The following is a 22868-nucleotide window of genomic DNA, read 5'->3' as shown; positions in this document are numbered from 1 at the left end:
GTCATCTCCCGAGATAGGATTCGATGACGGCTTCGTCGGCGCGGACGGAAGCCAGCGTGCCCTCGGCCAGTACCCTGCCCTCGGCCATCACGGTCACGCGGCCAGTCTCGCCGGCCAGCGCCGCGACGAAATCCATGTCATGTTCGACCACCACGATGGAACATGAGCCCTTGAGTCGCGCCAGCAGTCCGGCCAGCTCCATGGTCTCGTGATCGGTCATGCCCGCCACGGGCTCGTCGAGCAGCAATAGACGCGGTTGTTGCATGAGCAGCATGCCGATCTCCAGGCGCTGCTTTTGCCCGTGCGAGAGGTCGCCCGCCAGGCGATAGGCCTCGGACTCCAGGTGCAGCATGCACAGCACCTCTTCGACCTGCCGCTGCGCCTGGCGATCGAACCGCGCACGCAATGACGCCCACCAGTCCTTGCGCGTGTTCATCGCCAGCTCGAGGTTCTCCCAAACCGGGTGCTGGCTGAACACCGTGGGCTTTTGAAACTTGCGCCCGATCCCGGCCCGCGCAATCGACGGCTCGTCCATCTTCGACAAATCCATGGTCTGTCCGAGAAAGACCTTGCCGCAAGTGGGCCGGGTCTTGCCCGTGACGACGTCCATCATGGTGGTCTTGCCGGCGCCATTGGGGCCGATCACGCAGCGGAGTTCCCCTTCGTCTATCGAAAGCGTCAAGTCGTCGAGGGCCTTGAAGCCGTCGAACATGACGGTAACAGCCTCTAGGTAGAGGATGGGCCCGTGGGATACGTCGATCTCCCCGGCACGCGCCAAATGCCCCAGGCCGGTGACCGACCCGCTTGCATTCGTGCCGGCCTGCAGGTCGTCGACAGTCGCCCGGGCGCTCATGCGGCATCCCCCGCCCGGCCACGCCGAAGCAGCCCCACGATGCCGCGCGGCAGGAATAGCGGCACCAGCACGAATATCGCGCCGAGGAAAAACAGCCAATATTCGGCGAAATGCGTCGTAAATACGCTCTTGGCGCCGTTGACCGCGAATGCGCCGACGATGGGCCCGAACAACGTGCCTCGGCCGCCCACGGCAACCCAGATTGCCATCTCGATGGAATTGACCGGGGACATCTCACTCGGATTGATGATGCCGACCTGCGGCACGTACAACGCCCCGGCGATGCCGCACAGTACGGCCGACAAAGTCCAGATGAAAAGCTTATAGCCCAGTGGGCTGTACCCCAGGAACATGAGGCGCGACTCCGCATCGCGTATGCCCGTCGCCACGCGCCCCAGCTTGGAGGTGACCACGGCGCGCGCCGCGAGGAAAGACAGCACCAACGCCGCGAAGGTCGTCAGGAACAATACCGTGCGCGTCTCAGGCTGCGTGATGCCGAAACCCAGGATGCGCTTGAAGTCGGTAAAGCCATTGTTGCCGCCGAACCCTGTCTCGTTGCGGAAAAAGAGCAACATCGCGGCAAAGGTCATGGCTTGCGTGATGATGGATAGGTAAACGCCCTTGACGCGCGAACGGAAGGCAAAAAATCCGAATACCCAGGCCACGGCAGCCGGCACCAGGATCACGAGCAACAGGGCATAGGCGAAATGCTCGGTGCCGTGCCAGAACCAGGGCAATTCTTTCCAGTCCAGGAAAACCATGAAGTCTGGCAAGTCGCTCTGGTAGTGGCCGTCCCGGCCAATGCTGCGCATCAGGTACATGCCCATGGCATAGCCACCCAGCGCGAAAAACAAACCGTGCCCCAGGCTGAGGATGCCGCAGTAGCCCCAGACGAGATCGAGGGCCAGCGCAGCAATGGCATAGCACATCAACTTGCCCACGAGCGTCATGCCGTAGGCCGACAAATGCAGCGGATGCCCGGCCGGAAGCACGAGCGCGCAAAGCGGCACGCCCACGCCCACCGCCGCCACCAGCACGGCCAAGGCGATCCAGGCGCGGCGCCCGAGCAAGGCCGGCCGCTCCGGCAGCGCCAGCTCGAATCGCGCAGGCCCGTCGCTCCCGGCGGGCAGGGTACCCGCCTGCGCGCCGCGCTCCCGGCGATCCTTCTGCCACTGCGGCGCCGCTTCGTCCAGAACCTGCCGATACGCCATCATGCCTCCGCGCTGCGCCCTTTCAAGGCAAAGATGCCCTGCGGACGCTTTTGAATGAACAGGACGATCAACACCAGCACTGCGATCTTGGCCAGGACCGCGCCCCAGAAGGGCTCGATCAATTTGCTGGCCATGCCCAGGCCGAGCGCGCCGACGACCGTTCCGGCGAGTTGGCCCACGCCACCGAGGACCACGGCCATGAACGAATCAATGATGTATCCCTGCCCGAGGTCCGGCCCGACGTTGCCAATCTGGGCGAGCGCACAGCCCCCCAAGCCGGCAACCCCCGCGCCGAACCCAAATGCATAGCTGTCGACCTTGCGCGTCTTGACGCCCACGCAGGCAGCCATGTCGCGGTTCTGCGTCACCGCACGCACGAATAGCCCGAGCCGGGTACGGTTGAGCACCGCCCAGGCAAGTGCAACGACGGCAAGCGAGAAAGCAAGGATGATCAGGCGGTTGTACGGGAGGATGAGGCCCGGCAAGATCGCGATCCCGCCGGTCATCCAGCCCGGGTTGGCTACCTGCACGTTCTGCGCGCCGAAGATCATGCGCACGGCCTGGATCATCAGCAGGCTCAGCCCGAAGGTCGTCAACAGCGTCTCTAGCGGGCGGCCGTACAAATGGCGCAGCACGAGGCGTTCGATCAGCAGCCCTGCCAGCGCCGCCACGGCGAACGCGGCAGGCACCGACAGCAAGGGGTACCAGTCGAACCATCCGGGCGCGTACCGCTGCACGGCTTGCTGGACGACATAGGTGGCATAGGCCCCGAGCATGAGGAACTCCCCATGGGCCATGTTGATCACGCCGATCAGGCCATACGTAATGGCCAGGCCGAGCGCTGCCAACAACAAGACGCTGCCCAGGCTCAGGCCGGAAAACAGGGTCGCCGCCAGGTCTCCCCACCACTGCCACCGGTCCAGCGACGCGATGCCCGCGCGCGCGGCGGCGCGGACTCGGGCGTCCGTCTCGTGCCCCCCGGACGGCTCTGCCAACGGCCGGAGGAGGTCACGCAGCTCGGGCTGCCGGCGGGCGACGACCAGGTCGATGGCGGCCAGCTGCACTTCGGGATCCGGATCATTCAGCGCAGACATCGCCCACAGGGCGTCCAGCCGGGACTTGATGTCCGGATCAGCCTCGGTCATCCGCGCCCGCTCGACCAGGGGCCGGAATCGAGCATCGGGATTGGCCAAGAGCGCCTCGGCGGCCGCGCGGCGCTGGGCCAGGTCCTGATCAAACAGGCGGCGCGCCGCGATGCCCCGCTCGACCAAACTGCGCAAGCGGTTGTTCAGCATGATCGGCTCGGCGGCCGCCGCTTCCCCCTCGGAGACCGGCATCCCGGCCAGCGTGTCGGCGCTGGCCGCGCCCGAGCCGATGATGATGCGCCCGGCTGCATCGACCGCCGCGTCCCCATCAGACAAGGCTTGCAGCAATGCAGCCGCGCGGGGATCCGGGTCGGTCGCCAACGCGCCCAGCGCTTGCTCCTTGGACGCGTAGTCGTCCCCGGCCAGGGCCTGGAGGTCTTCCGCCGTCAGAGCAGCCGCGCCGGCGTGCCAGCACAACAGGCCGCACACCAGCCACCGGAGAGCCGGGATACGCATTCACGCAACTCGCGCACGGAGATCTTCGTGCAGGGACACGACATCCGGCTTGCCCTTGTTGCCTTCGATATACGGACTCCACGGCTGTGCGCGGATGGGCCCCTTGGTGCGCCAGACGACGTTGAACTGCCCGTCCGCGCGGACCTCGCCGATCATGACAGGCTTGTGCAGGTGATGGTTACCGTCCATCGTCAGCGTGAAGCCGCTCGGGGCAACGAACTTCTGGCCGATCATCGCGGCGCGGACTTTATCGACATCGGTGCTTCCCGCCTTCTCCACGGCCTGCTTCCACATGTGCAGCCCGACGTAGGTCGCTTCCATCGGATCATTGGTCACCGCCTTGTCGGCGCCTGGAAGCTTCTGTGACTTGGCCCATTCGGCCCATTGCTTCTTGAACTTGTCATTGGTGGGATTGCGCACCGACATGAAGTAGTTCCATGCCGCCAAATGCCCGACCAAAGGCTTGGTGTCGATGCCCCGCAGCTCCTCTTCGCCAACCGAGAACGCGATCACGGGTACGTCAGAGGCCTTCAGGCCTTGGTTGCCGAGCTCTTTATAGAACGGCACGTTCGAATCGCCGTTGATGGTCGACACCACCGCCGTCTTGCCGCCCTGCGCGAAACGCTTGATATTGGCAACGATGGTTTGGTAATCGCTATGGCCGAACGGCGTGTACACCTCTTCGATGTCCGATTCCTTGATGCCCTTGCTCAACAGGAAAGCACGCAAGATGCGATTGGTCGTGCGCGGGTAGACGTAGTCGGTGCCGAGCAGGAAGATGCGCTTGGCGCCACCGCCTTCCTGGCTCAACAGGTACTCCACCGCGGGAATGGCCTGCTGGTTGGGTGCGGCTCCGGTATAGAAGACGTTGCGGGACATTTCCTCGCCTTCGTACTGTACCGGGTAGAAAAGCAATCCGTTGAGCTCCTCGAACACCGGCAGCACCGACTTGCGCGAGACCGAGGTCCAGCAGCCAAAGACTGCCGCGACCTTGTCTTGCGTCAGCAGCTGGCGCGCACGCTCGGCGAACAAAGGCCAGTTCGAGGCAGGATCCACCACCACGGGCGCGATCTTGCGCCCCAGCACGCCGCCCGACCGATTGATCTCGTCGATGGTCATCAGCGCCACGTCCTTGAGCGACGTTTCCGAGATCGCCATCGTGCCAGACAAGGAATGCAGTATGCCGACCTTGATGGGCGATTTGTCCTGCGCCCAGGCACGCATCGATACGCCCGCCAGCGACATGGCGCCTGCCAACGAACCCAGTTTGAGAACCTCGCGTCTGTTCATTTGCTTTCCTCGGGTGGTGCAGTGGCTGAAAAATCAGGCGGCAGGCTTGAGCGACACCAGGGGATCCCCGGCGTTGATCAACATGCCCGTCCTGCAGTGAAAGGTCGACACGACGCCGTCGCGAGGCGCCGAAATGTGGAACTCCATCTTCATGGCCTCGAGAATGAGCAACGGATCGCCGGCCTTCACGACGCTGCCTGGCTCGGCCAGCAGTTTCCAAACGTTGCCGCTGATGTCTGCCGACACCACGTGGGCATCGGGCTCGGCCAGCTCGACCTCGAGCGGCCCCGCGGCTGCCGTTTCCGCCTGCGCGGCTTCATCCTCGGCCTGCCAGCGCGCGACTTCGGCCTCGAAGGCCTGCTTCTGGCGCGCCCGGAAGTCCGCCAGCTCGGGTTCGATGGACTTCAAGAACGCGTTGTACTCGCGCAGGTCGAACAGTTCCTCGGTGATCTCCACCGACGTGCGGCCGGCGCGGAAATCCTCCCGCATGCGATCAAGCGTGGGCTCATCGACGGGGTAGAAACGTACCTGGTCGAAGAACTTCAAGAGCCACGGCTGGCCGTCGATGAACACTTTGTTCTTCAGGAACTTGTTCCAGATCGGCAGCGTCCTGCCGACCAGTTGATAGCCTCCCGGCGAGTCCATGCCGTAAATGCACATGTAGACGCCGCCTATGCCGACCGTGCCCTCGGCCGTATACGTGCGCGCGGGGTTGTACTTGGACGTGAGCAGCCGATGGCGCGGATCGATGGGAACGGCGCAGGGTGCTCCCAGGTAGACGTCGCCCAGGCCCAGCACCATGTAACTGGCGGCGTAGACGATGTCGCGCACCTCCTCGACCGACGACAGGCCGTTGATGCGGCGGATGAACTCGGTATTGCTGGGCAGCCACGGCGCCGTGTCCCGTACCGACTGGCGATAGCGCGCCACGGCGTCCAGCGTGGCGCTGTCTTCGAATGCCAGCGGCAGATGCACGATGCGGCTGCGCACCTTCATGTCCTCGACGGCCGGCAGGCTGGCCTCGCGCGCGAGCAAGCCTTCGATCAAGTCGCGCTGGTGGATGATGCGGCTGTCGTAATGGATCTGCAGCGAACGCACGCCCGGAGACATTTCCAGCACGCCCGGTATGGGATCGGCGCGCAAGGCCTCCATCAGCGCGTGGACACGGAAGCGCAGGTTCAAGTCGAGCACGTTCTCCCCGTACTCGATCAACACGTATTTGTCGCCGGCCTGCCGATAGACGGCCTTGGGCGTGGCACCATCGCCGGCGACCTCCGCCAGGATGGTTGGCGACGCAGGCGTACCCCGCACCGGCGTGAGCGGCGCATGGACCGCGGTCAACGGGGGCAACGGCAGGTCTTCCAGCGTCTCGACGATGCGATCCTGAGTGCGCTCCAACTCCAGCGCCTGCTCGAATGAGATCGGCACGAAACGAATTTTGTCGCCCGGCTTGACCTGGCCGACCTTCCACAATTCGCCCTTGACGATCGTGACCGGACAGACGAAACCGCCCAGGCTCGGCCCATCGCGGGTGAGGATGACCGGCATATCGCCCGTAAAGTTGACGCTGCCGATGGCGTATTCGCAATCATGGATATTGGACGGGTGCAGCCCGGCCTCGCCACCGTCCGTGCGCGTCCACGTGGGCTTGGGGCCGATCAGCCGAATGCCGAGCCGGTTGGAGTTGTAGTGCACCTCCCAGTCGGCCGCAAAAAAGCCGGCGATGGATTCCTCGGTAAAGAAATCCGGCGCGCCGTGCGGGCCGTAGAGCACACCGATCTCCCACCGCGTTCCGTAAGCCGGCACCAGGGATGCAGGCAATGGTGCTGGCTCGGCAACGGGAGGCGGCGTCGTGCTGCCTGCCAGCGCCGGGTTGGCGATGGTGAGCATGTCCGCACTGCGCAGCGGTCGGCCGGCATGTCCGCCAAACTGCCCCAGTGCAAAAGTCGACTTGCTGCCGAGATAATCGGGAACGTCGATGCCGTTGCGAACCGCGACATAGGTACGGCAGCCGCTCGAGACGCGGCCGACCTTCAGCACCTGGCCTGCGGCCACCTGCACCGGCTGCCAGAACGGCACCGGCACGCCGTCTAGCGTGGCGTCGGACGGCGCCCCGGTCAGCGCGACAACGGTAGCGCTGTGGAGCTTCATGCTCGGCCCGATGACCGTGCACTCCAGCGCGGCCGCGGATGCGTGGTTGCCGACGATGCGGTTGGCCAGGCGGAACGCCCAATCGTCCATGGGCCCGGAAGGGGGTACGCCGATGTCCCAATAGCCGACGCGCCCTGGATAATCCTGCACGGTGGTATAGGTACCCGGCTCCAGGACCTCGATGGTCGGCGCGGGAAAAACGAAGCCTTCCAAGAAACGCGTGGACAAGCGCCCGTCCTGGAACTCCGCGCTGGCCGCGACTTGGCGCAGGTATTCGAGATTGGTTGAAATCCCGCCCAACCGCGTGGCCGAAAGCGCGGACTGCAACCGGGCAATGGCCTGCGCGCGATCGCTGCCGTGTACGATGAGCTTGGCGAGCATCGGATCGTAATGCGGCGAGACCTCGGTTCCGGTATCGACCCAGCCGTCCACCCGTACGTCGGCGGGGAATGCCACTTCCGTCAGTACGCCCGGCGAGGGCTGGAACCCCTTGAGCGGGTCTTCCGCATACAGCCGGACTTCGATGGCCGCCCCCGCGGCGAGATACGGCTGGTCGAGATCGGGCGGTTCGCCGGCAGCGGTGCGTACCATCCACTCGACCAAGTCCACGCCCGTCACGGCTTCCGTAATGCCATGTTCGACCTGCAGGCGGGTATTGACCTCGAGGAAATAGAATTCGTCACGCCCGGCGTCGTAGATGAACTCCACGGTCCCCGCCGAGCGATAGTTCACGGACTGCCCCAAGCGGCGTGCCGCTTCCAGCAACCGCTCGCGCGTTGCGACCGGCAGACCCGGAGCAGGCGTTTCTTCGATGACCTTCTGGTTCCGGCGTTGGATGGAGCAATCGCGCTCCCCCAGCACGGCGACCCGGCCACGGCCATCGCCGAAAATCTGTACTTCGACGTGGCGCGCCTGGTCGACGAAACGCTCGACGAACACGCCAGCGTCGCTGAAAAAATTCTTGCCCAGCCGCTGCACCGACTCGAATGCGGCCACCAGCTCCGCTTCGTCCTGGCATCGCATCAAGCCTATGCCGCCGCCGCCCGCGGTGCTCTTGAGCATCACGGGATAACCTATGCGCGCCGCCCACTGCCGGGCTTCCTCCAGGTCGGCCAGCAATCCGGAGCCCGGCGCGAGCGGCACGCCTGCGCGGTGCGCGAGCTCGCGCGCCGCATGCTTCAAACCGAAGTCGCGCATCTGCTGCGCGGTCGGCCCGACGAAGCTCAACCCAGCCGCCTCGCATGCCTCAGCGAAATCCGCATTCTCGGAGAGAAAACCGTAGCCGGGAATAATGGCCTGGGCACCGGTGCGAAGCGCCGCCTCGATGATCCGGTCTCCGCACAGATAGCTTTCCGAAGGCGCCGCCTTGCCGATCGCCACCGCTTCGTCTGCCAACCGGACATGGGCACTGTCGCGATCCGCTTCTGAGTAAACAGCGACGCTTCGGATGCCCATGCGGGACAAAGTACGGATGATGCGTACGGCGATCTCGCCGCGATTGGCAATGAGAACGGTGTGGAACATGACCTCTTCCGGCTGAGATGAACGGCCTGTTGCCAGGCCCACGGAAGAGGATTTAGCAATCGCTGTGCCATGCGTGAAACGACGCACAAGGTCGATGCAGGCACCGAAGTGAAGCCGTTTCGAGGCCCATGGCACCAGCATGGAGCACGCACGCCGGTACCGCCTTGGTGCATGGGGACGAGGCGGCGGGCGGTCAGGGCTTGATGGACGGGACGGCTTGGTAGCGGCCGAGGAGATCCTGGGCAGCCCGGACCTCGGGCAGGCCATCGCCTCCTTGCACGCGCGCCAGCATGTTGGCCATGAGCGCCAGCTGCGCGGCGCAGGGTCGGCGCTTGCCGAAACGCATGCGGCTCGCCAGCGCCCGCAACACGAGCGGCGGGGAATCCAGGGAGCAGGCGGTATCGAGCGCCCTGTCGAGCCAGGGCAGGAAGACATCGACGGGCTTGCCCTGCACGAACAGCAGTTCGCCCTTGATGCGCTCAAACTCGGATTGCACGAACCGGGCATTGGCGCTCTCGACTTCCTTCAACCCCTGCTCCGTCGCATGCAAGCCCCGCTCCGCATCTTGCGCCATCTCGCAGGCATCGGCCCAGCGCGAGATCAGGAAAAGCGTCAACCCTTTCATGATGTCCTGCAGGCGCTCGATGCAGGCGGCGATATAGTCCAGCTTATCGACCCGGCCGCGTGCGACATCCACCCAGGCCGCGGTCGTTTCCGCGCACAGTGTCAGCATCGGCGCATCCATTTCGCGGGCCACTTGCAAGGCCTCGTCAGAGAAGACGGCCATCTGGTCGATGTTCCGGTTCAGACGCTGCAGATCGGTGGCCAGCACCAGGGCGTAGAGCAGCGAATACCGATGTCCGGCTTCTCGCGCGCGCACCAACGATTCGCGAGAAGCCCGCAGTGCATCGTCAAACCGCCCGACGTACCAATAGGCAAGCGAGAGCAACCCCAAGCTCGTCACTTTCGCGTCCTGTCCGAGCATCATCCCCGGGCGCTGCGGCGGCTGGTAGACCCGCACGGCAGCTTCCAGGCATGCCACCGCATCAGCGAAATTGCCCAGGAAGAAGTGGCTATAGCCCCGCGCATAGTGCGCATAAGACAGCAAGTGCGCGTCGCCGGCACTTTCGGCCATGCGCAACAGGGTCTCGGCAAGCGCCATCGTCATCGAGAAATTGGCCCAGGAACTCGAGCTCGTCCACAGCCCCCAGTAAATCGGGAATAGCCTGGGATCATCGCCCAGCGGTTTGGCCAGGGTGAGCGCCGTGCGGAAGGAATCGACCGCCTGCTCGGATCCGAACCCGTACAGCGCACTCAACTGGATGCCGAGCTCCATGCGTATGCAGAGCTCTTCCATGATGGCGTCGATACCATCGCCCTCGCGCTCGAACCATTCCAGCGCACTACGGTAATAACCCACGGCCTCCCGATAGGCGCACTGCGCTGCGGCATGGCGCGCCGCATCCAGGAGATTCTTCACCGCCGCGGGACGGTTGCCCGCGCCGGCATAATGCCAGGCAAGGACTGCCGGATTGCGGTCGCCCTCACTTGCCTCGAGCACATGGGCCAGCCTTGCATGGGCCTGTGCGCGCGCGGAACGAGTCTGCGACTGGTAGGCAGCCTCGCGCAGCAATGCGTGCCGGAATGCATAGGTTTGGTCGCCGCGGCGCACGACGATGTTCTGCCGGAGCATGACTGCAATGGCCTCGGCCAGTTTCGCCCGCGGCTCGCCCATGGCTTCTGCCAGCAAGTCCAGCGTGAACTCACCCCCTACCACGGCAGCGAATTGCGCCACGCGGCGTGCCCGCCCTACGCTGTCGATGCGGGCCATCAGCAGGTCGTGCAAAGACCCGGGCAGGACATGCGGCCCGCCCGATTCGCGATCGCCCGCCAACAGATCCCGCGTCAGCTCCTCGGCATAGAGCGGAATGCCTTCCGAGAGCTTGACGATTTCGCGCAGCATCTCGGCATCGACTCGCTGGTCTTGCACGATGGAATGGACCAGGTCCACGATGGCCAAGTCGTCCAGCGGTTGAAGTTCGAGCACCTCCACCGCCGCCGTACGCTTCCACGGCGGCACGAATTCCGGACGCGCCGTAATAACCAGCATGCGACGCGGCAATGGCCGCTCCACGAGCAGCGCAAGCACCTCTCGGGTAGACGGGTCGGCCCAGTGCACGTCATCGAAATAAATCACGCCACCGGGAGGAACGAGCAAGGCCAGCAAGTCATGGAACAAAGAGCCCAGCTCTTCGCGTCCGCGGAACCGCGCCACGCCCCAGGCGGGATGCTCGCCGGGCAACATCCGCTGTTCGATGGCCTCCAAAAGGCGCGCGACTTCGCCCGTAAGCTGGGAAGGCCCGCTTCCATACTTCTCGCGCAGCGCCCGCATCCAGGCGACGAAAGGATGCAGCGGCATTTGCCGCAATTCGGACACGCAACGCAGCACGACCCGCTCGAGCTTATTCTCGGCACAGAAATGCTCGACGAGGAAGGACTTGCCCAGGCCTGCCTCTCCCCGCACCAGGCAAGCTCGCCCCGGGCGCTTGCGTCGAATCTCGCCGAGGACGGCGAGCTCTCGCTCGCGCCCACACAACACGCGCTCGCAGTCTGCGCGCTCCTGCACGGTCGCCGCGTTCACCAGGAAGGCCTGCATCTTCAACCCGCCGGCGCGGTCGTCCAGTTCTCCGATGGCTTCGGCGCAGAAGGCGGGACCCAGGCGTCGCAAGATCGTTTCGCTCACCACGACGCCGGATGCGCCCGACATCGCCCCCAACAGCAAAGCCAAGCGGGCAACCCTGCCGCCGGCATCGGGTATGTCGTCATCGACAGAACTCAGCACCATGCCCGTGTGCACGCCCAGGCCGATCTGCACCGGCAAGGGCCCGGCCAAGGCGCCAGACGCCTGCAACTCCCCAAGCGCCTGCCGGCAAGCCAGCGCGCCCGTCACCGCCCGGCGGGCCGCGTCTTCCTGCGCCACCGGATAGCCGAAATAGGTGACCAAGCCCCCGGGGGTGCGCGTGACGTGACCGCCGACCCCGCGCAGCACCGATTCGCAGCGCGCGATGAGTTCCAACAGGGTCTCGGCGACGTCTTCCGGCTCGCCCGTGACATAGAATTCACACGACAAAGCCGTGAGCTGGCGGCGCTCGCCCGAGCCCGCCCGCCTCGAGGCAGGCACGCCATGCTGGGCTGCAGCAGCATCCAGCAAGCGGGCAATCTTTGCATCCGGCGGGGCGCCCAGCTCCGTGTCCAGCACTTGCCGGTAGCGTTGAAATTCCTGCCGGGCGCGTTCGAGCTGGTCGGTATCGATCAACAAACGCAGTAGCCTGTGCCATGCAGCGTTGTCCAGCGGTGCCAGCACGGTCCATTGCTGGGCGCGCTCGATGGCAGCCGCGAGATTGCCTTCCTGTTCGTACGCATCCACCAGCATGCCGAGAGCCTGCAGATAGCGCTGCTGGTATTGGTGGCGCTGCAGTGCCACCCAATCGCAGAACTCGGGCGCATCGTCGAGTTCGAGTCCTTGCAGGAATTCGCCGCGATACAGCGAGACTGCGTACGCCACGCGTTCGCAATTGACAGGCGCGCCGGCGGCCGCCGTGCGTTGTTCCGCATCGAGTACGCCCGTAAATGCGGCCACGTCGGTCCACAGGCCGTTTTCCGCTCGCAGCCGCAGGACCTCTCGATTGCTTTCCATGAGGTCGGCGCTCAAGGCGTCCTTCAACTGGAACAGCATGCGGCGCAAGTTTTCACGCCCCGCCTGTGCGGAGGCGTCCGGCCATAGCAGGAAAGCGAGGGACTCACGCGTGTGGAATCCACTCTCGATGGCCAGATACGCCAGCAATGCTCGCGCCTTGTTGTAGCGTATGGAAAGCGGCCCCCGAGCGCTTTCCATCACTAACGGGCCCAATAGATACAAAGACAGCGACGATTGCATAGCTTCCGAGGTGTTGCCCAATGAAGATCGAGATGGCCAACCAGCCTATCCGCCACCAGTCTTTCGACACCTCGAGCTCCAATGAGCAGGTCGCGCCGCAGGCAAGCAGCCCCCATCCTTTCTAACGTGATTTAAATACGTCTTTATTCGCGCAAAGCAAAGGGGCAAATTCAAAACAAATGTTATCGAAACGAAAAGATTGTCACGATATTGTGATTATGACAGGTTGAAAGACGCGTTCCACCGCGACGGATGCGGAATAACCCGGCACCGTGGAACCACTATAGCCCCGATTCACGGATGCCGGCGCGGCGGGTCAGTGCGCTCGGCGCGCACGGGCGGCGATCAAGGCCGCAAACCCCGCCGATAGCAAGAATGCGAGGCATGCCCCGAGGTAAGGCCCCTGGCGTAACCCGGCATCGAGCAGGACGCCAAACGCCAGCGGGGCCACCGCGGACCCGGTATCCATGCCGGAATACACCAGCCCGTAAACGGAGCCCGTGGAACCGCGCGGCGTCACGCGGCGCACCAGCATGTCGCGGGACGGGCCCGCCACGCCGGCGCACAACCCGGCCAAGGCCACGCCGGGCACGGCCGCGGCGGCGGGGAGCCATCCCATCGCAAGGACTGCCAATAAAAACCCCGCGGCGATAAAGGACATGCCCACGATGCGCTCGCTGTGCGGGCTGCTCGAGACCAGGAAGCCGCCCATCACCATCCCTATCGCGCCTGCCACCATATACCCTGACAACGCCGTACTGGCCGCCACGCTCGAGATGTCGTAGGTTGCCGTCAAAATGGGCAAGGTGTAGTTCTGGACTGCGGAGATCGCGATCGACGAAAACGTGAAGAACAGAAAGGCGCCCCATACCACCGGATTGGCGAGCAGGCGCAGCGGCGAAGCACTGCCGGGGTTGCCTGCTCCGGCGTTCCGCGCGGCGCCTTTCAGCTTGCGGACGATGCCCACGGCCAACAAACGCCTTCCCAGGATGGTCAAGGCGAGCACCACCCCCAGCGCGAGGCTCGCGCCGAACGCGGCCACGCGCCAGTTGAAGAGATGGGTGAGGCTGGTCATGAATACCGGCGTCGCGGCCCAGCCGAGATTGCCGGTAATGCCGTGCGCGCTGAACGCATGGCCGAGCCGCGGCGCGCTGACGCGCTGATTCAGGATGGAGAAATCCACAGGGTGGAAAACGGAATTGCCCACGCCGGCCACGACAGCCGCCGCCAGCAACCAGGCGTAGCCGGGGGCGACGCCCAACATCACGCCGGCAACGACGAAACACGACAATCCGAACCAGAGCACCGGACGCGCACCGGCCCGGTCCACGACGAAGCCGGAACAGGCCTGCCCGATGCCGGACATGGCATAGAAGACCGCGACGAGTACGCCCAACTCGGCATAGCTATAGCCGAACTCCGCCGCCAGAGGCACGAATAGCGACGGGATCACCAATTGGAAGAAATGGGAACTCGCATGGGCAACGCCCACCAGCCCGATGACTTTCCAATCTTGCCTGCGCCGGGCAAATCTCAAGCCTGGCGCAACCAACACCTGCTGCACGTCGTCTCCCTTTTTTACTGCCGCATGCCCTTGGTCCGCCTAGGTTGATTTCCTGATGACGGGCCATGCACGCTGTAGGTAATACATCATCGACCAGACCGTCAGCACCGCAGCGATCTCGATCAAGCGAGATCCCCACCACGAAAGATCGATGCCAAGCACAGAACGGCCGTATAACAAGCATGGTATGGCGGTCATCTGCGCCGCCGTCTTGAATTTGCCGAGCCAATGTACAGCCACGCTCGTGCTGGCACCGAGTTTGGCCATCCACTCGCGCAACGCGGAGATCGTGATTTCGCGGCCGATGATGATGAGGGCAACCATCGCGTCGATCCGCCCCAAGTTCAAGAGCACCAGTAGTGCAGCGCTCACCATGAGTTTGTCAGCGACGGGATCGAGAAAGGCGCCGAACGAAGAAGTCTGGTTCAGCCGCCGGGCGAGCCAGCCGTCGAGCCAATCCGTCAATGCGGCGAAGATGAACATGCCCGTTGCCAGCGCATCGCGTACAACCAAGGAGAAGACGTGCTCCGGTACGTAATACACGCTGACGATCAGCGGAATCATGGCGATCCGCAACCAAGTCAGGATTATCGGCAGATTCAGAGGAGGCATGGTCGAATGCTAACAGGCTCTGGGGAAAAGTTCTCAATGCAGCTGCCGATAGATCCGGTCGGCCAGTTCAAGTGAAATGCCTTCGACGGAAGCGAGGTCCTCGACGCTGGCCGCCATGACGCCGCGCAGTCCACCGAAGCGCGCTAGCAGCCGTTGCCTGCGTTTGGCGCCCACGCCCTCGATCTCTTCCAAGCGAGATACGTTACGCGCCTTCGCGCGCCGCGCCCGCATGCCAGTGATGGCGAATCGGTGGGCCTCGTCGCGGATCTGGGCGACGAGCATCAAGGCCGCCGACTCGCCGCCAAGGGCCAGGGGTTCCCTGCCGTCCGCGAAGACAAGCGTCTCCAGGCCCACCTTGCGCCCCTCGCCTTTCGCGACGCCGACCAGAAGACCGATGTCGAGGCCCAATTCCGCGAAAACCTGGCGCGCCACCTCTACTTGGCCCTTGCCGCCGTCGATCAGCACGACGTCGGGCATGATGCCGTCGCCGTCGGCGATTTTTTCGTAGCGGCGCGTCAGCACCTGGCGCATGGCTGCATAGTCGTCGCCGCCCGTGATGTCATCGATATTGTAGCGACGGTACTCCTTGGGCTGCATGGCGTGATGGTGATAGACCACGCAGGAGGCTTGGGTGGCCTCGCCAGCCGTATGGCTGATGTCGAAACATTCGATCCGCAGGCTCTCGAGCGCAGCCTCGTCGCCTTCTATCCCCAGCACCTGGGCCAACGCCCGCGTGCGGGCCTGCTGCGATCCGGCTTCGGCGAGCACCCTCGCCAACGCCAGCTCCGCGTTCTTCCTCGCCTGCTCCAGCCAGCTCTTGCGCACGCCCTGGGGTTGCTTGACGAGATTGACTTTGGACCCGGCCTGTTCGGCCAGCATGTCGACCAAGTCCGGATCGGGCAGCGCATGCGACACCACGATGGTCCCAGGCAGCGCGCGATCGATGTAATGCTGGGACATGAAAGCCTCCAGCACGTCGGCCGGCGAATCGCCGTCGGTGTGCGCGGGGAAAAAAGCCTTGTCGCCCAGGTGCCGGCCGCCGCGTATCATCGCCAGGTTCACGCACGCTTTGCCCCCCTGCATGGCGACGGCAATCACGTCCGTATCCCCGCTGCCGCCTTCCATCGTCTGCTGGTGCAGGACGCGGGAAAGCGCCGACAGTTGATCGCGCAGCACGGCCGCTTCCTCGAAGCGCATTTCCGCCGACGCGGCGAACATGCGCGTTTCGATGTCTTTCAGGACCGCCTGGGTCTGGCCGCGCAGAAACTGCGTGGCGCGTTCGACGTCGCGGCCGTAGTCTTCCTGCGAAATCAGGCCTACGCACGGCCCCGAACAGCGATGGATCTGGTAAAGCAGGCATGGGCGCGAGCGATTGGCGAAAACCGTGTCCTCGCAAGTACGCAGGCGGAAAACCTTCTGCAGGACCTGTATGCTCTCGCGCACCGCCCACACGTTGGGAAATGGCCCGAAGTACTGATTGGCGCGATCGGTCGCGCCGCGGTAATAGGCAATGCGCGGGAACGCGTGCCCGCTGACCTTCAGGTACGGATAGGACTTGTCGTCCCGGAACAAGATGTTGTAGCGCGGCGCCAGCGACTTGATGAGATTGTTTTCGAGCAGCAGCGCTTCGGCCTCGGAGCGGGTGACCGTCACTTCCACGCGTGCCACGCGCGCCAGCATGTGGGCGATGCGGGGACTGCTCACCTGCTTCTGGAAATACGACGAGACGCGTCGCTTCAAGTCGCGCGCCTTGCCGACGTACATGACCTCGCCCTCGGCATTGATGTGGCGATAGACGCCGGGCAAGTGCGGCAGTTGGGCGAGAAACGCCTTGATGTCGAATTCCGCGCCGGTGCCCGGCTCGTCACGCTCGCGGGCCGGCGTCCGCGCATCCGCCGGCGGCGCCTGGTCGAACTGTTGTACCGCCTGCGCGTCGGATTGCCCCGTGGCCGGGTTCTTCCTGCTCCTGGCCATGACGATGATTTCCCTCAGCTCGCTATTTCGCCGCGCACCAGTTCCCGGACGACCTTACGGGACTTCCTGTAGCGGGGATCGTTCTGCAAAGCGCCCCATGTCGGCGCAGCGAATCTAGGCCTGAGCGAACGGATGCGCTCTACGGAAGTTTCGTCCATCGTCCAGTCCAGGCGCGCGAGCAGGTCGTCCGCCCAATCGGGATGATTGCACACGAGCACCATGTCGCAGCCCGCCCGCAGCGCGGCAAGCGCGCGTCCGTGGATGTCTCCCGCAACGGCTGCTCCTTCCATGGAGAGGTCGTCCGAGAAAACCGCGCCACCATAGCCCAGCCGTTTGCGCAGCACGGAGCCTACCCATTTGCGCGAGAATCCCGCAGGCGCCTTGTCCACCTTCGGATAAATCACATGCGCGGGCATGACCGCGCCCAGGATCGCGTCGCCCAGCCACTGATATGGCATCGCATCCTCGTTCAGCACCTCGTCCAGCGTGCGCTCGTCGACGGGAATCTCAAAGTGAGAGTCGGCTGCGGCGTAACCATGCCCGGGGAAATGCTTGCCGCAGGCCGCCATGCCTGCCGTCGCCATTCCCTGGACCAAGGCGCGCGCCAGCATGGCCACCACGCGCGGATCCCGGTGAAATGCACGATCCCGGATGACGCGGCTTTCTCCGAAATCCAGGTCCAGCACGGGCGTGAAACTAAGGTCCACGCCGCAGGCGCGCAGCTCGCCGGCCAACACGCACCCCACATCGGTGGCAGCCTGCATGGCGGCGAGCGGATCGCGCTCCCAGAGACGGCCCAAGGTCCGCATCGCCGGCAGCTTCGTGAAACCGTCGCTGCGGAATCGCTGCACCCGGCCTCCTTCGTGGTCCACCGCAATCAGGAGAGGCTCGCGGCGCACCGCATGAATGGCCGCAGTCAGTTCGCTCAGTTGCTCGCGGCTGTGGAAATTACGGGCGAACAAAATCACCCCGCCCACCATGGGATGGCGCAAGCGCCGCGTTTCGGCCTTGGTCAATGCGGTACCGGCCACGTCTACCATGACGGGGCCGGGAGGAAGCCGGGTACGGCTGGATGGAGGCGAGGGTTTCGTTATCTTGGTCATCTGGGATATCACGGTGTACGGCGAGTTTCGACGATCACGTAGGCCGCGACCATGTCATGCTCGTCCGTCAACGACACATGGGCGGCGCCGAAACGCGCCTCATACCAGGACTTGAGCGGCTCGGCCAACACGACGACGGGGCGACCGCCCGGCGCGTTCAAGGCCTGCATGCGCCGCCAGCTCATGGGCATGCGCATGCCGAGCCCGATCGCCTTGGAAAACGCCTCCTTGGCGGCAAAGCGCGTCGCAAGGAACCGCACCCCGCGCCGCGGATCCCGGCTTCGGCGGGCGAGGAACTTGGCATATTCTTCCCCTCCCAACACCTTCTGGGCAAAACGGTCGCCATGGCGGGCCAGCGCGCGCTCGATGCGCTCGACGCGGAGCAAATCGATGCCCACTCCGGCGATCGCAGCCGGCACGGCGGAAGAGGCGTGCAGCGTCAACGCACCGGCCTCGACGTGGCGCCTTGCTGGGCCTTGCTCCGCGCAGCGATCATCAAGGCCTTCATGTCCCGCACCGCGGTTTCCAGCCCGCAGAATACGGCCTGGGCGATGATGGCGTGACCGATGTTGAGCTCGGCAATGCCCTCGAGCGCCGCCACCGGTTGCACGTTTTCGTAATGCAACCCATGGCCGGCATTCACGCGCAACCCCTGCCTCAGCCCTTCGGCAACGGCCTCCCGTATGCGCGCAAGCTCCGCCGCGGCCGCCTCGGCCGCGGCCTCGGCGTATGCGCCGGTATGCAATTCGATGACCGTCGCCCCCGTGCGCGCGGCCGCTTCGATCTGCGCGGCCTCCGGATCGATGAAGAGCGACACGCGCACGCCCGCATCGTGGAGCCGCGACACGGCCGTGCGCACTTCCTCGAAGTGGTTCAACACGTCCAGCCCACCCTCTGTGGTCAACTCTTGCCGCTTTTCGGGCACGAGACAGACATCGTGCGGCCGGATGCGACAGGCGATCTCCAGCATCTCGGGCGTGATCGCGCATTCGAGATTCATGCGAGTGCGCAGCTTGCCGCGCAAGGCTTCGACGTCGGCATCCTGGATGTGCCGCCGGTCCTCGCGCAAATGCAGGGTAATCAGGTCGGCGCCCGCGTCCTCCGCGATCAACGCGGCCCGGACCGGATCGGGGTAGGAAACGTGGCGCTGTTGGCGCAGGGTTGCGACGTGGTCGATGTTGACGCCCAGATCAATCATGGTGAAAGCAGCTCATATATTCGCATCACGCTCTGCCGCCATTGCCGTCCCGAATGGAAGGCGCCGGCTCGGCCGGTCCGCCCGCTTCACTCTCTGGGGACCTTCCGGCAGCGCGCGAAGGCAGGAAAAACTGGAGATCGCGCAGCACTTGCCGCGTTGCCAGAGGCCGACCGCTCATATGATAGTCCAGCCGCTCGCGCAACAGCCGCCGCAGCTCCGGCTCCGCGGTGGCATCGTCGAAGCGGCCTTCGGCCAAGGCCAGCAATGCCCGGCCCGACATGGGCGTACCCAACGACGTCCCCCCTTCCTCGAGCTCGGGACCGGCCTCGAGGGGCACGCGATACCGCGCACCGGCCTGTACGGGCGTGCCGTCGCCGGTTGCTGCAGGATCGAATCCATAGCCGATTTCACACAGCAGGCGCCACTCGAACTCGCGTAGCGTGGCCGACAGCTGGGGCTGGACCGTCAGGCGCGCCAGCGCCTGCGCATACGCGTCGTACAGCGCTTCGTGCGGATCTTCGCGGACGAGCAGCCGCAGCAGCAATTCGTTCAGGTACCAGGCCGACATCGCCGCCGCACCCTCGAGGCGCTGCGGCGGGCCGGACCATTCGGCGCGGGTGAGCGTCTTGACCTCGCCGGCGCCGCTCCACGACAACTTGAGCCGCTGGAAGACGGCCAGCACCGGGCGCAGCGCCGAATGAGGCCGCTTGGCGCCCTTGGCCACCAGCGCAAGCCGGCCGTGCGTGCGCGTGAACACGTCCAGGATCAGCGAACTCTCTCGGTAAGGATAACTGTGGAGCAAAAACGCGGGCACCTCGTCCACGCGATGGCCCCGGCTGCGCACCCGCTTGGGCGCCGCAGCCTCGGGCGCCGGCGCCCGCCGGAACAGCGACCCTGCAGCACCCTCCCAGGCTTGGTCAGACGTCGCGGGATCCCGCGATTTATTCATAACCCAAATCGCGCAGCGCGCTTTCGCGCTCGGCCCAACCCTTGCGCACCTTCACGTAGATCTCGAGATGCACGGGCCGGTCGATCAACTTGGAAATATCTTGCCGGGCCTCGGTGGCGATGCGCTTCATGCGCTCCCCCCCCGCGCCCAGCAGGATGGGGCGGTGACTCTCGCGGTCGACGATGACGCAGGCCGCAATGCGGGTGACGCGGGGTTTCTCTTCCCATTGTTCGATGACAACGGTCGAGCCGTAGGGCAGCTCGTCGCCCACCAAGCGGAAGATCTTCTCGCGGATCAACTCCCCCGCGATGAAGCGCACGGGACGATCGGTCAGCGTGTCTTCCTCGAACATATGCTCGCCTTCGGGCAGGCCTGCCGCGATTTCGTCCAGCAATTCGTCGAGCTGCCGGGACTTGGCCGCGCTGATCGGCACCACGGCGTCGTAGGGATGCAGCTGCGTGACCCGGGCCACGTAGGGAAACAGCAAATCACGGTTCTTAAGCTGGTCGATCTTGTTCACCGCCAGGATCCGGCGCGCCCGGGCAGGCAGGAGCGGAAGCAGGTTGGCATCCCCTTCCGACCACTTGCCCGCCTCCACTACATGCACGACCACGTCGACATCCGCCAGGGCCTGCGTCACGACGCGATTCATCATGCGGTTCATCGCGCCGCCGTGACGGGTCTGGAAGCCCGGCGTATCGACGAACACGAATTGCTCTGCGCCGCGGGTATAGACGCCGTGGATGCGGTGGCGGGTGGTCTGGGCCTTGCGCGAAACGATGCTCACCTTGGCGCCGATCAAGGCGTTCAGCAAGGTGGATTTGCCGACGTTGGGGCGGCCGACGATGGCGACGAAACCGCAACGGCTGCCGGCTTGGGATGCGGGCGGAGTGTTCATTTCTTGGGTACCGGGGCCGAAAGTGCAGCCTTGGATGCGGTCGCCGTCGAAGGTGGAACTTGGACCGCATCGGCCCCGGAATCCACCTTGGTGCCGTCGCTTGCCGCAGGCGCGGGCTCGGCCGGCTGCGGATTGCCGCTCGAACTGTCGGTCACCTCCTGGACGACGGCGACGGGCAGGGACAGCTGGGCCGTCTTGCGGGCACGCGGCGCCCGCTTGGCGGGGGAAGGATTGGCCGCAAGCGCGGCCTCGAGCGCCTGCTTGGCGGCGGCTTGCTCGGCGGCACGCCGGCTCCCGCCCACCCCGACGACCTGGACTTCCAGCTTAGGGATGGCGCACTCCACCTCGAATTCCTGGCTATGCGCGGCCCCGTGCGTCGCCACCACCGTATAGACGGGCAGCGCAATCTTGCGCCCCTGCAGGTATTCCTGCAGCAGGGTCTTGGCGTCCTTGCCCAAAGTCTTGGGGTCCACGGTCTCGAGCACCGGTTTGTACAGCCGGGCGATCACCGCGCTTGCCGCATCGAACCCACCGTCCAGGAAGATGGCGCCGAAGATCGCCTCCAGGGTATCGGCCAGGATCGAGGGGCGGCGAAAGCCCCCGCTCTTCAGCTCACCTTCTCCCAGGCGCAAGAAGCGGGAGAGCTCCACGCGCTGAGCGATTTCGGCGAGCGAAGCCTGCTTGACCAGATTGGCGCGCAGGCGCGAAAGATCGCCCTCGTCTATCCTGGAAAAACGCTCATAGAGCAAGGAAGCAACCGCGCAATTAAGCACGCTGTCGCCCAAGAACTCCAACCGCTCGTTGTGCTTGCTGCTATGGCTGCGATGCGTCAAAGCCTGCTCCAACAGGCTCTTGTTCTTGAAGCTATAGGCCAGGCTGGTTTCCAGAGCGTTCAAGACCACTCTCCCTCGTGCGCCTCACGCGCCCCCCGGGGGTTGGCGCTAACGAACCGGCCGAGCCGACCTGGGGCCCGCCTTCCGCCTACCGCTGCGCCCGGCCAGCGGGCGGACGGTGCTGCCCATGCCCCGGCGCCAAGCGAGATCGACGTCTGTTTCATGCAATAGGACGCATGGCGAAAAAAATCAATGGAAGCGGCCAATCCGTTTCAGGTTCCCGAAATTCATCCAGACGAAGAACGCCTTGCCCACGATATGCGAATCGGGCACGAAGCCCCAATACCGGCTGTCCGCGCTATTGTCCCGATTATCGCCCATGACGAAATAGTTGCCTGCGGGCACTTTGCAACGCACGCCCTCCCGCGAGTACTGGCACGCATCCCGGTGCGGAAAGCTGCCAAACGGCTCAACCTCCGGCGATCTGTGGCTATCTATCAATATATTGTGCTCAACTTCGCCTAACTTTTCGGAATAAAGGGTCGCGTAAGAAACTCGGTCCGGATCAAAGTATTCCCCTTTTTGCGTTATTGGTACTTCCACGCCGTTGATGGTCAACCGCTTGTTGATGTATGCGACTTCGTCGCCGGGCAGGCCGATGACCCGCTTGATGTAATCGACCTGGGGATCCACGGGGTAGCGAAAGACTATGACGTCGCCCCGCTGCGGATCACCCAGCGGCACCACTTTCTTGTCGACGATGGGCAGGCGCAAGCCGTAAGAGAATTTATTGACCAGGATCAGGTCGCCGATCTGCAGCGTGGGCATCATGGACCCGGATGGGATGCGGAACGGCTCGACCACGAAGGAGCGCAGCACGAACACAAACAGGATCACCGGGAAAAAGCTGACCGAGTATTCCACCCACCACGGCATTTTCCCTGCTCGGTCGACGGCCTCCTGGCGCTGGCGCGCTGCTTCCGCTTCGCCACTGGCAGCGCGCACCGAGTGAGCCCGGCCAGCATCGAACTCGGCTGCGGCGCGCGCCATGCGCTGGTTGCGCTGTGGCCGCAGCGATACCCGGTCGACCACCCACACGACGCCGGTCACGATCAGCAGCACGAATAGAATCAGCGCGAAATTCAGGCTCATGTCGCCCTCTCCCCAACC

At 64.6% G+C, this 22868-nt stretch carries 16 protein-coding genes; all 16 read right to left on the bottom strand.

Annotated features, from left to right (window positions below):
• Position 1 precedes the first annotated feature (1 nt).
• Positions 2 to 853, bottom strand: coding sequence for an urea ABC transporter ATP-binding protein UrtD (gene urtD / locus Q0319_RS05040; protein ID WP_299451346.1), 852 nt, complete (start codon positions 851 to 853; stop codon positions 2 to 4).
• Entirely contained in the window at positions 850 to 2067 is a 1218-nt protein-coding gene (gene urtC / locus Q0319_RS05035) for an urea ABC transporter permease subunit UrtC (protein WP_363322240.1), read from the bottom strand. The genes urtD and urtC overlap by 4 nt, the downstream gene beginning before the upstream one ends.
• The gene (gene urtB, locus Q0319_RS05030) at positions 2064 to 3665 is read right to left on the bottom strand and encodes an urea ABC transporter permease subunit UrtB (RefSeq protein WP_299451345.1); all 1602 of its coding nucleotides are present in this window, start codon (positions 3663 to 3665) and stop codon (positions 2064 to 2066) included. The genes urtC and urtB overlap by 4 nt, the downstream gene beginning before the upstream one ends.
• On the bottom strand, positions 3666 to 4955 hold the full coding sequence (gene urtA, locus Q0319_RS05025) for an urea ABC transporter substrate-binding protein (RefSeq protein ID WP_299451344.1): 1290 nt from the start codon (positions 4953 to 4955) through the stop codon (positions 3666 to 3668).
• A gap of 33 nt (positions 4956 to 4988) precedes the next feature.
• Positions 4989 to 8630: an urea carboxylase gene (gene uca, locus Q0319_RS05020; protein ID WP_299451343.1), complete on the bottom strand. Its 3642-nt coding sequence runs from the start codon at positions 8628 to 8630 to the stop codon at positions 4989 to 4991.
• A 193-nt stretch (positions 8631 to 8823) separates the two neighbouring features.
• Positions 8824 to 12525, bottom strand: coding sequence for an AAA family ATPase (locus Q0319_RS05015; RefSeq protein ID WP_299451381.1), 3702 nt, complete (start codon positions 12523 to 12525; stop codon positions 8824 to 8826).
• 358 nt (positions 12526 to 12883) lie between these two features.
• On the bottom strand, positions 12884 to 14131 hold the full coding sequence (locus tag Q0319_RS05010) for an MFS transporter (protein ID WP_299451342.1): 1248 nt from the start codon (positions 14129 to 14131) through the stop codon (positions 12884 to 12886).
• 39 nt (positions 14132 to 14170) lie between these two features.
• The gene (pgsA, locus tag Q0319_RS05005) at positions 14171 to 14743 is read right to left on the bottom strand and encodes a CDP-diacylglycerol--glycerol-3-phosphate 3-phosphatidyltransferase (protein ID WP_299451341.1); all 573 of its coding nucleotides are present in this window, start codon (positions 14741 to 14743) and stop codon (positions 14171 to 14173) included.
• A 33-nt stretch (positions 14744 to 14776) separates the two neighbouring features.
• Positions 14777 to 16717, bottom strand: coding sequence for an excinuclease ABC subunit UvrC (uvrC, locus tag Q0319_RS05000; RefSeq protein WP_299451340.1), 1941 nt, complete (start codon positions 16715 to 16717; stop codon positions 14777 to 14779).
• A gap of 14 nt (positions 16718 to 16731) precedes the next feature.
• Positions 16732 to 17820 carry a beta-N-acetylhexosaminidase gene (gene nagZ / locus Q0319_RS04995; protein ID WP_296463939.1) on the bottom strand — a complete coding sequence of 363 codons (1089 nt, stop codon included), beginning with the start codon at positions 17818 to 17820 and terminating at the stop codon, positions 16732 to 16734.
• An 8-nt stretch (positions 17821 to 17828) separates the two neighbouring features.
• Positions 17829 to 18263 carry a holo-ACP synthase gene (gene acpS, locus Q0319_RS04990; RefSeq protein WP_296463937.1) on the bottom strand — a complete coding sequence of 145 codons (435 nt, stop codon included), beginning with the start codon at positions 18261 to 18263 and terminating at the stop codon, positions 17829 to 17831.
• Positions 18260 to 19018 (bottom strand): pyridoxine 5'-phosphate synthase, encoded by a 759-nt coding sequence (gene pdxJ / locus Q0319_RS04985; RefSeq protein ID WP_296463935.1) that lies wholly within the window; start codon positions 19016 to 19018, stop codon positions 18260 to 18262. Before pdxJ ends, acpS begins: the two co-directional genes overlap by 4 nt.
• 25 nt (positions 19019 to 19043) lie before the next feature.
• Positions 19044 to 19967: a DNA repair protein RecO gene (recO, locus tag Q0319_RS04980; protein ID WP_296463933.1), complete on the bottom strand. Its 924-nt coding sequence runs from the start codon at positions 19965 to 19967 to the stop codon at positions 19044 to 19046.
• Positions 19960 to 20865 carry a GTPase Era gene (era, locus tag Q0319_RS04975; protein WP_296463931.1) on the bottom strand — a complete coding sequence of 302 codons (906 nt, stop codon included), beginning with the start codon at positions 20863 to 20865 and terminating at the stop codon, positions 19960 to 19962. The genes recO and era overlap by 8 nt, the downstream gene beginning before the upstream one ends.
• A complete protein-coding gene (gene rnc / locus Q0319_RS04970) occupies positions 20862 to 21761 on the bottom strand; it encodes a ribonuclease III (RefSeq protein ID WP_299451339.1) in 900 nt (299 codons plus the stop codon). The genes era and rnc overlap by 4 nt, the downstream gene beginning before the upstream one ends.
• A gap of 186 nt (positions 21762 to 21947) precedes the next feature.
• The gene (gene lepB / locus Q0319_RS04965; RefSeq protein WP_296463929.1) at positions 21948 to 22850 is read right to left on the bottom strand and encodes a signal peptidase I; all 903 of its coding nucleotides are present in this window, start codon (positions 22848 to 22850) and stop codon (positions 21948 to 21950) included.
• Positions 22851 to 22868 lie beyond the last annotated feature (18 nt).

Origin of the sequence: uncultured Pigmentiphaga sp., from assembly GCF_937950555.1 — a bacterium.
Classification (GTDB): Bacteria; Pseudomonadota; Gammaproteobacteria; order Burkholderiales; family Burkholderiaceae_B; genus Pigmentiphaga.
This window is presented reverse-complemented; position numbering and strand designations above follow the sequence as displayed.

Bases quoted from the DNA above. Each gene is read 5' to 3' on its own strand.
- urtD (WP_299451346.1), bottom strand. From the start codon at position 853: ATGAGCGCCCGGGCGACTGTCGACGACCTGCAGGCCGGCACGAATGCA.
- urtC (WP_363322240.1), bottom strand. From the start codon at position 2,067: ATGATGGCGTATCGGCAGGTTCTGGACGAAGCGGCGCCGCAGTGGCAG.
- urtB (WP_299451345.1), bottom strand. From the start codon at position 3,665: ATGCGTATCCCGGCTCTCCGGTGGCTGGTGTGCGGCCTGTTGTGCTGG.
- urtA (WP_299451344.1), bottom strand. From the start codon at position 4,955: ATGAACAGACGCGAGGTTCTCAAACTGGGTTCGTTGGCAGGCGCCATG.
- uca (WP_299451343.1), bottom strand. From the start codon at position 8,630: ATGTTCCACACCGTTCTCATTGCCAATCGCGGCGAGATCGCCGTACGC.
- Q0319_RS05015 (WP_299451381.1), bottom strand. From the start codon at position 12,525: ATGGAAAGCGCTCGGGGGCCGCTTTCCATACGCTACAACAAGGCGCGA.
- pgsA (WP_299451341.1), bottom strand. From the start codon at position 14,743: ATGCCTCCTCTGAATCTGCCGATAATCCTGACTTGGTTGCGGATCGCC.
- uvrC (WP_299451340.1), bottom strand. From the start codon at position 16,717: ATGGCCAGGAGCAGGAAGAACCCGGCCACGGGGCAATCCGACGCGCAG.
- nagZ (WP_296463939.1), bottom strand. From the start codon at position 17,820: ATGACCAAGATAACGAAACCCTCGCCTCCATCCAGCCGTACCCGGCTT.
- pdxJ (WP_296463935.1), bottom strand. From the start codon at position 19,018: ATGATTGATCTGGGCGTCAACATCGACCACGTCGCAACCCTGCGCCAA.
- recO (WP_296463933.1), bottom strand. From the start codon at position 19,967: ATGAATAAATCGCGGGATCCCGCGACGTCTGACCAAGCCTGGGAGGGT.
- era (WP_296463931.1), bottom strand. From the start codon at position 20,865: ATGAACACTCCGCCCGCATCCCAAGCCGGCAGCCGTTGCGGTTTCGTC.
- lepB (WP_296463929.1), bottom strand. From the start codon at position 22,850: ATGAGCCTGAATTTCGCGCTGATTCTATTCGTGCTGCTGATCGTGACC.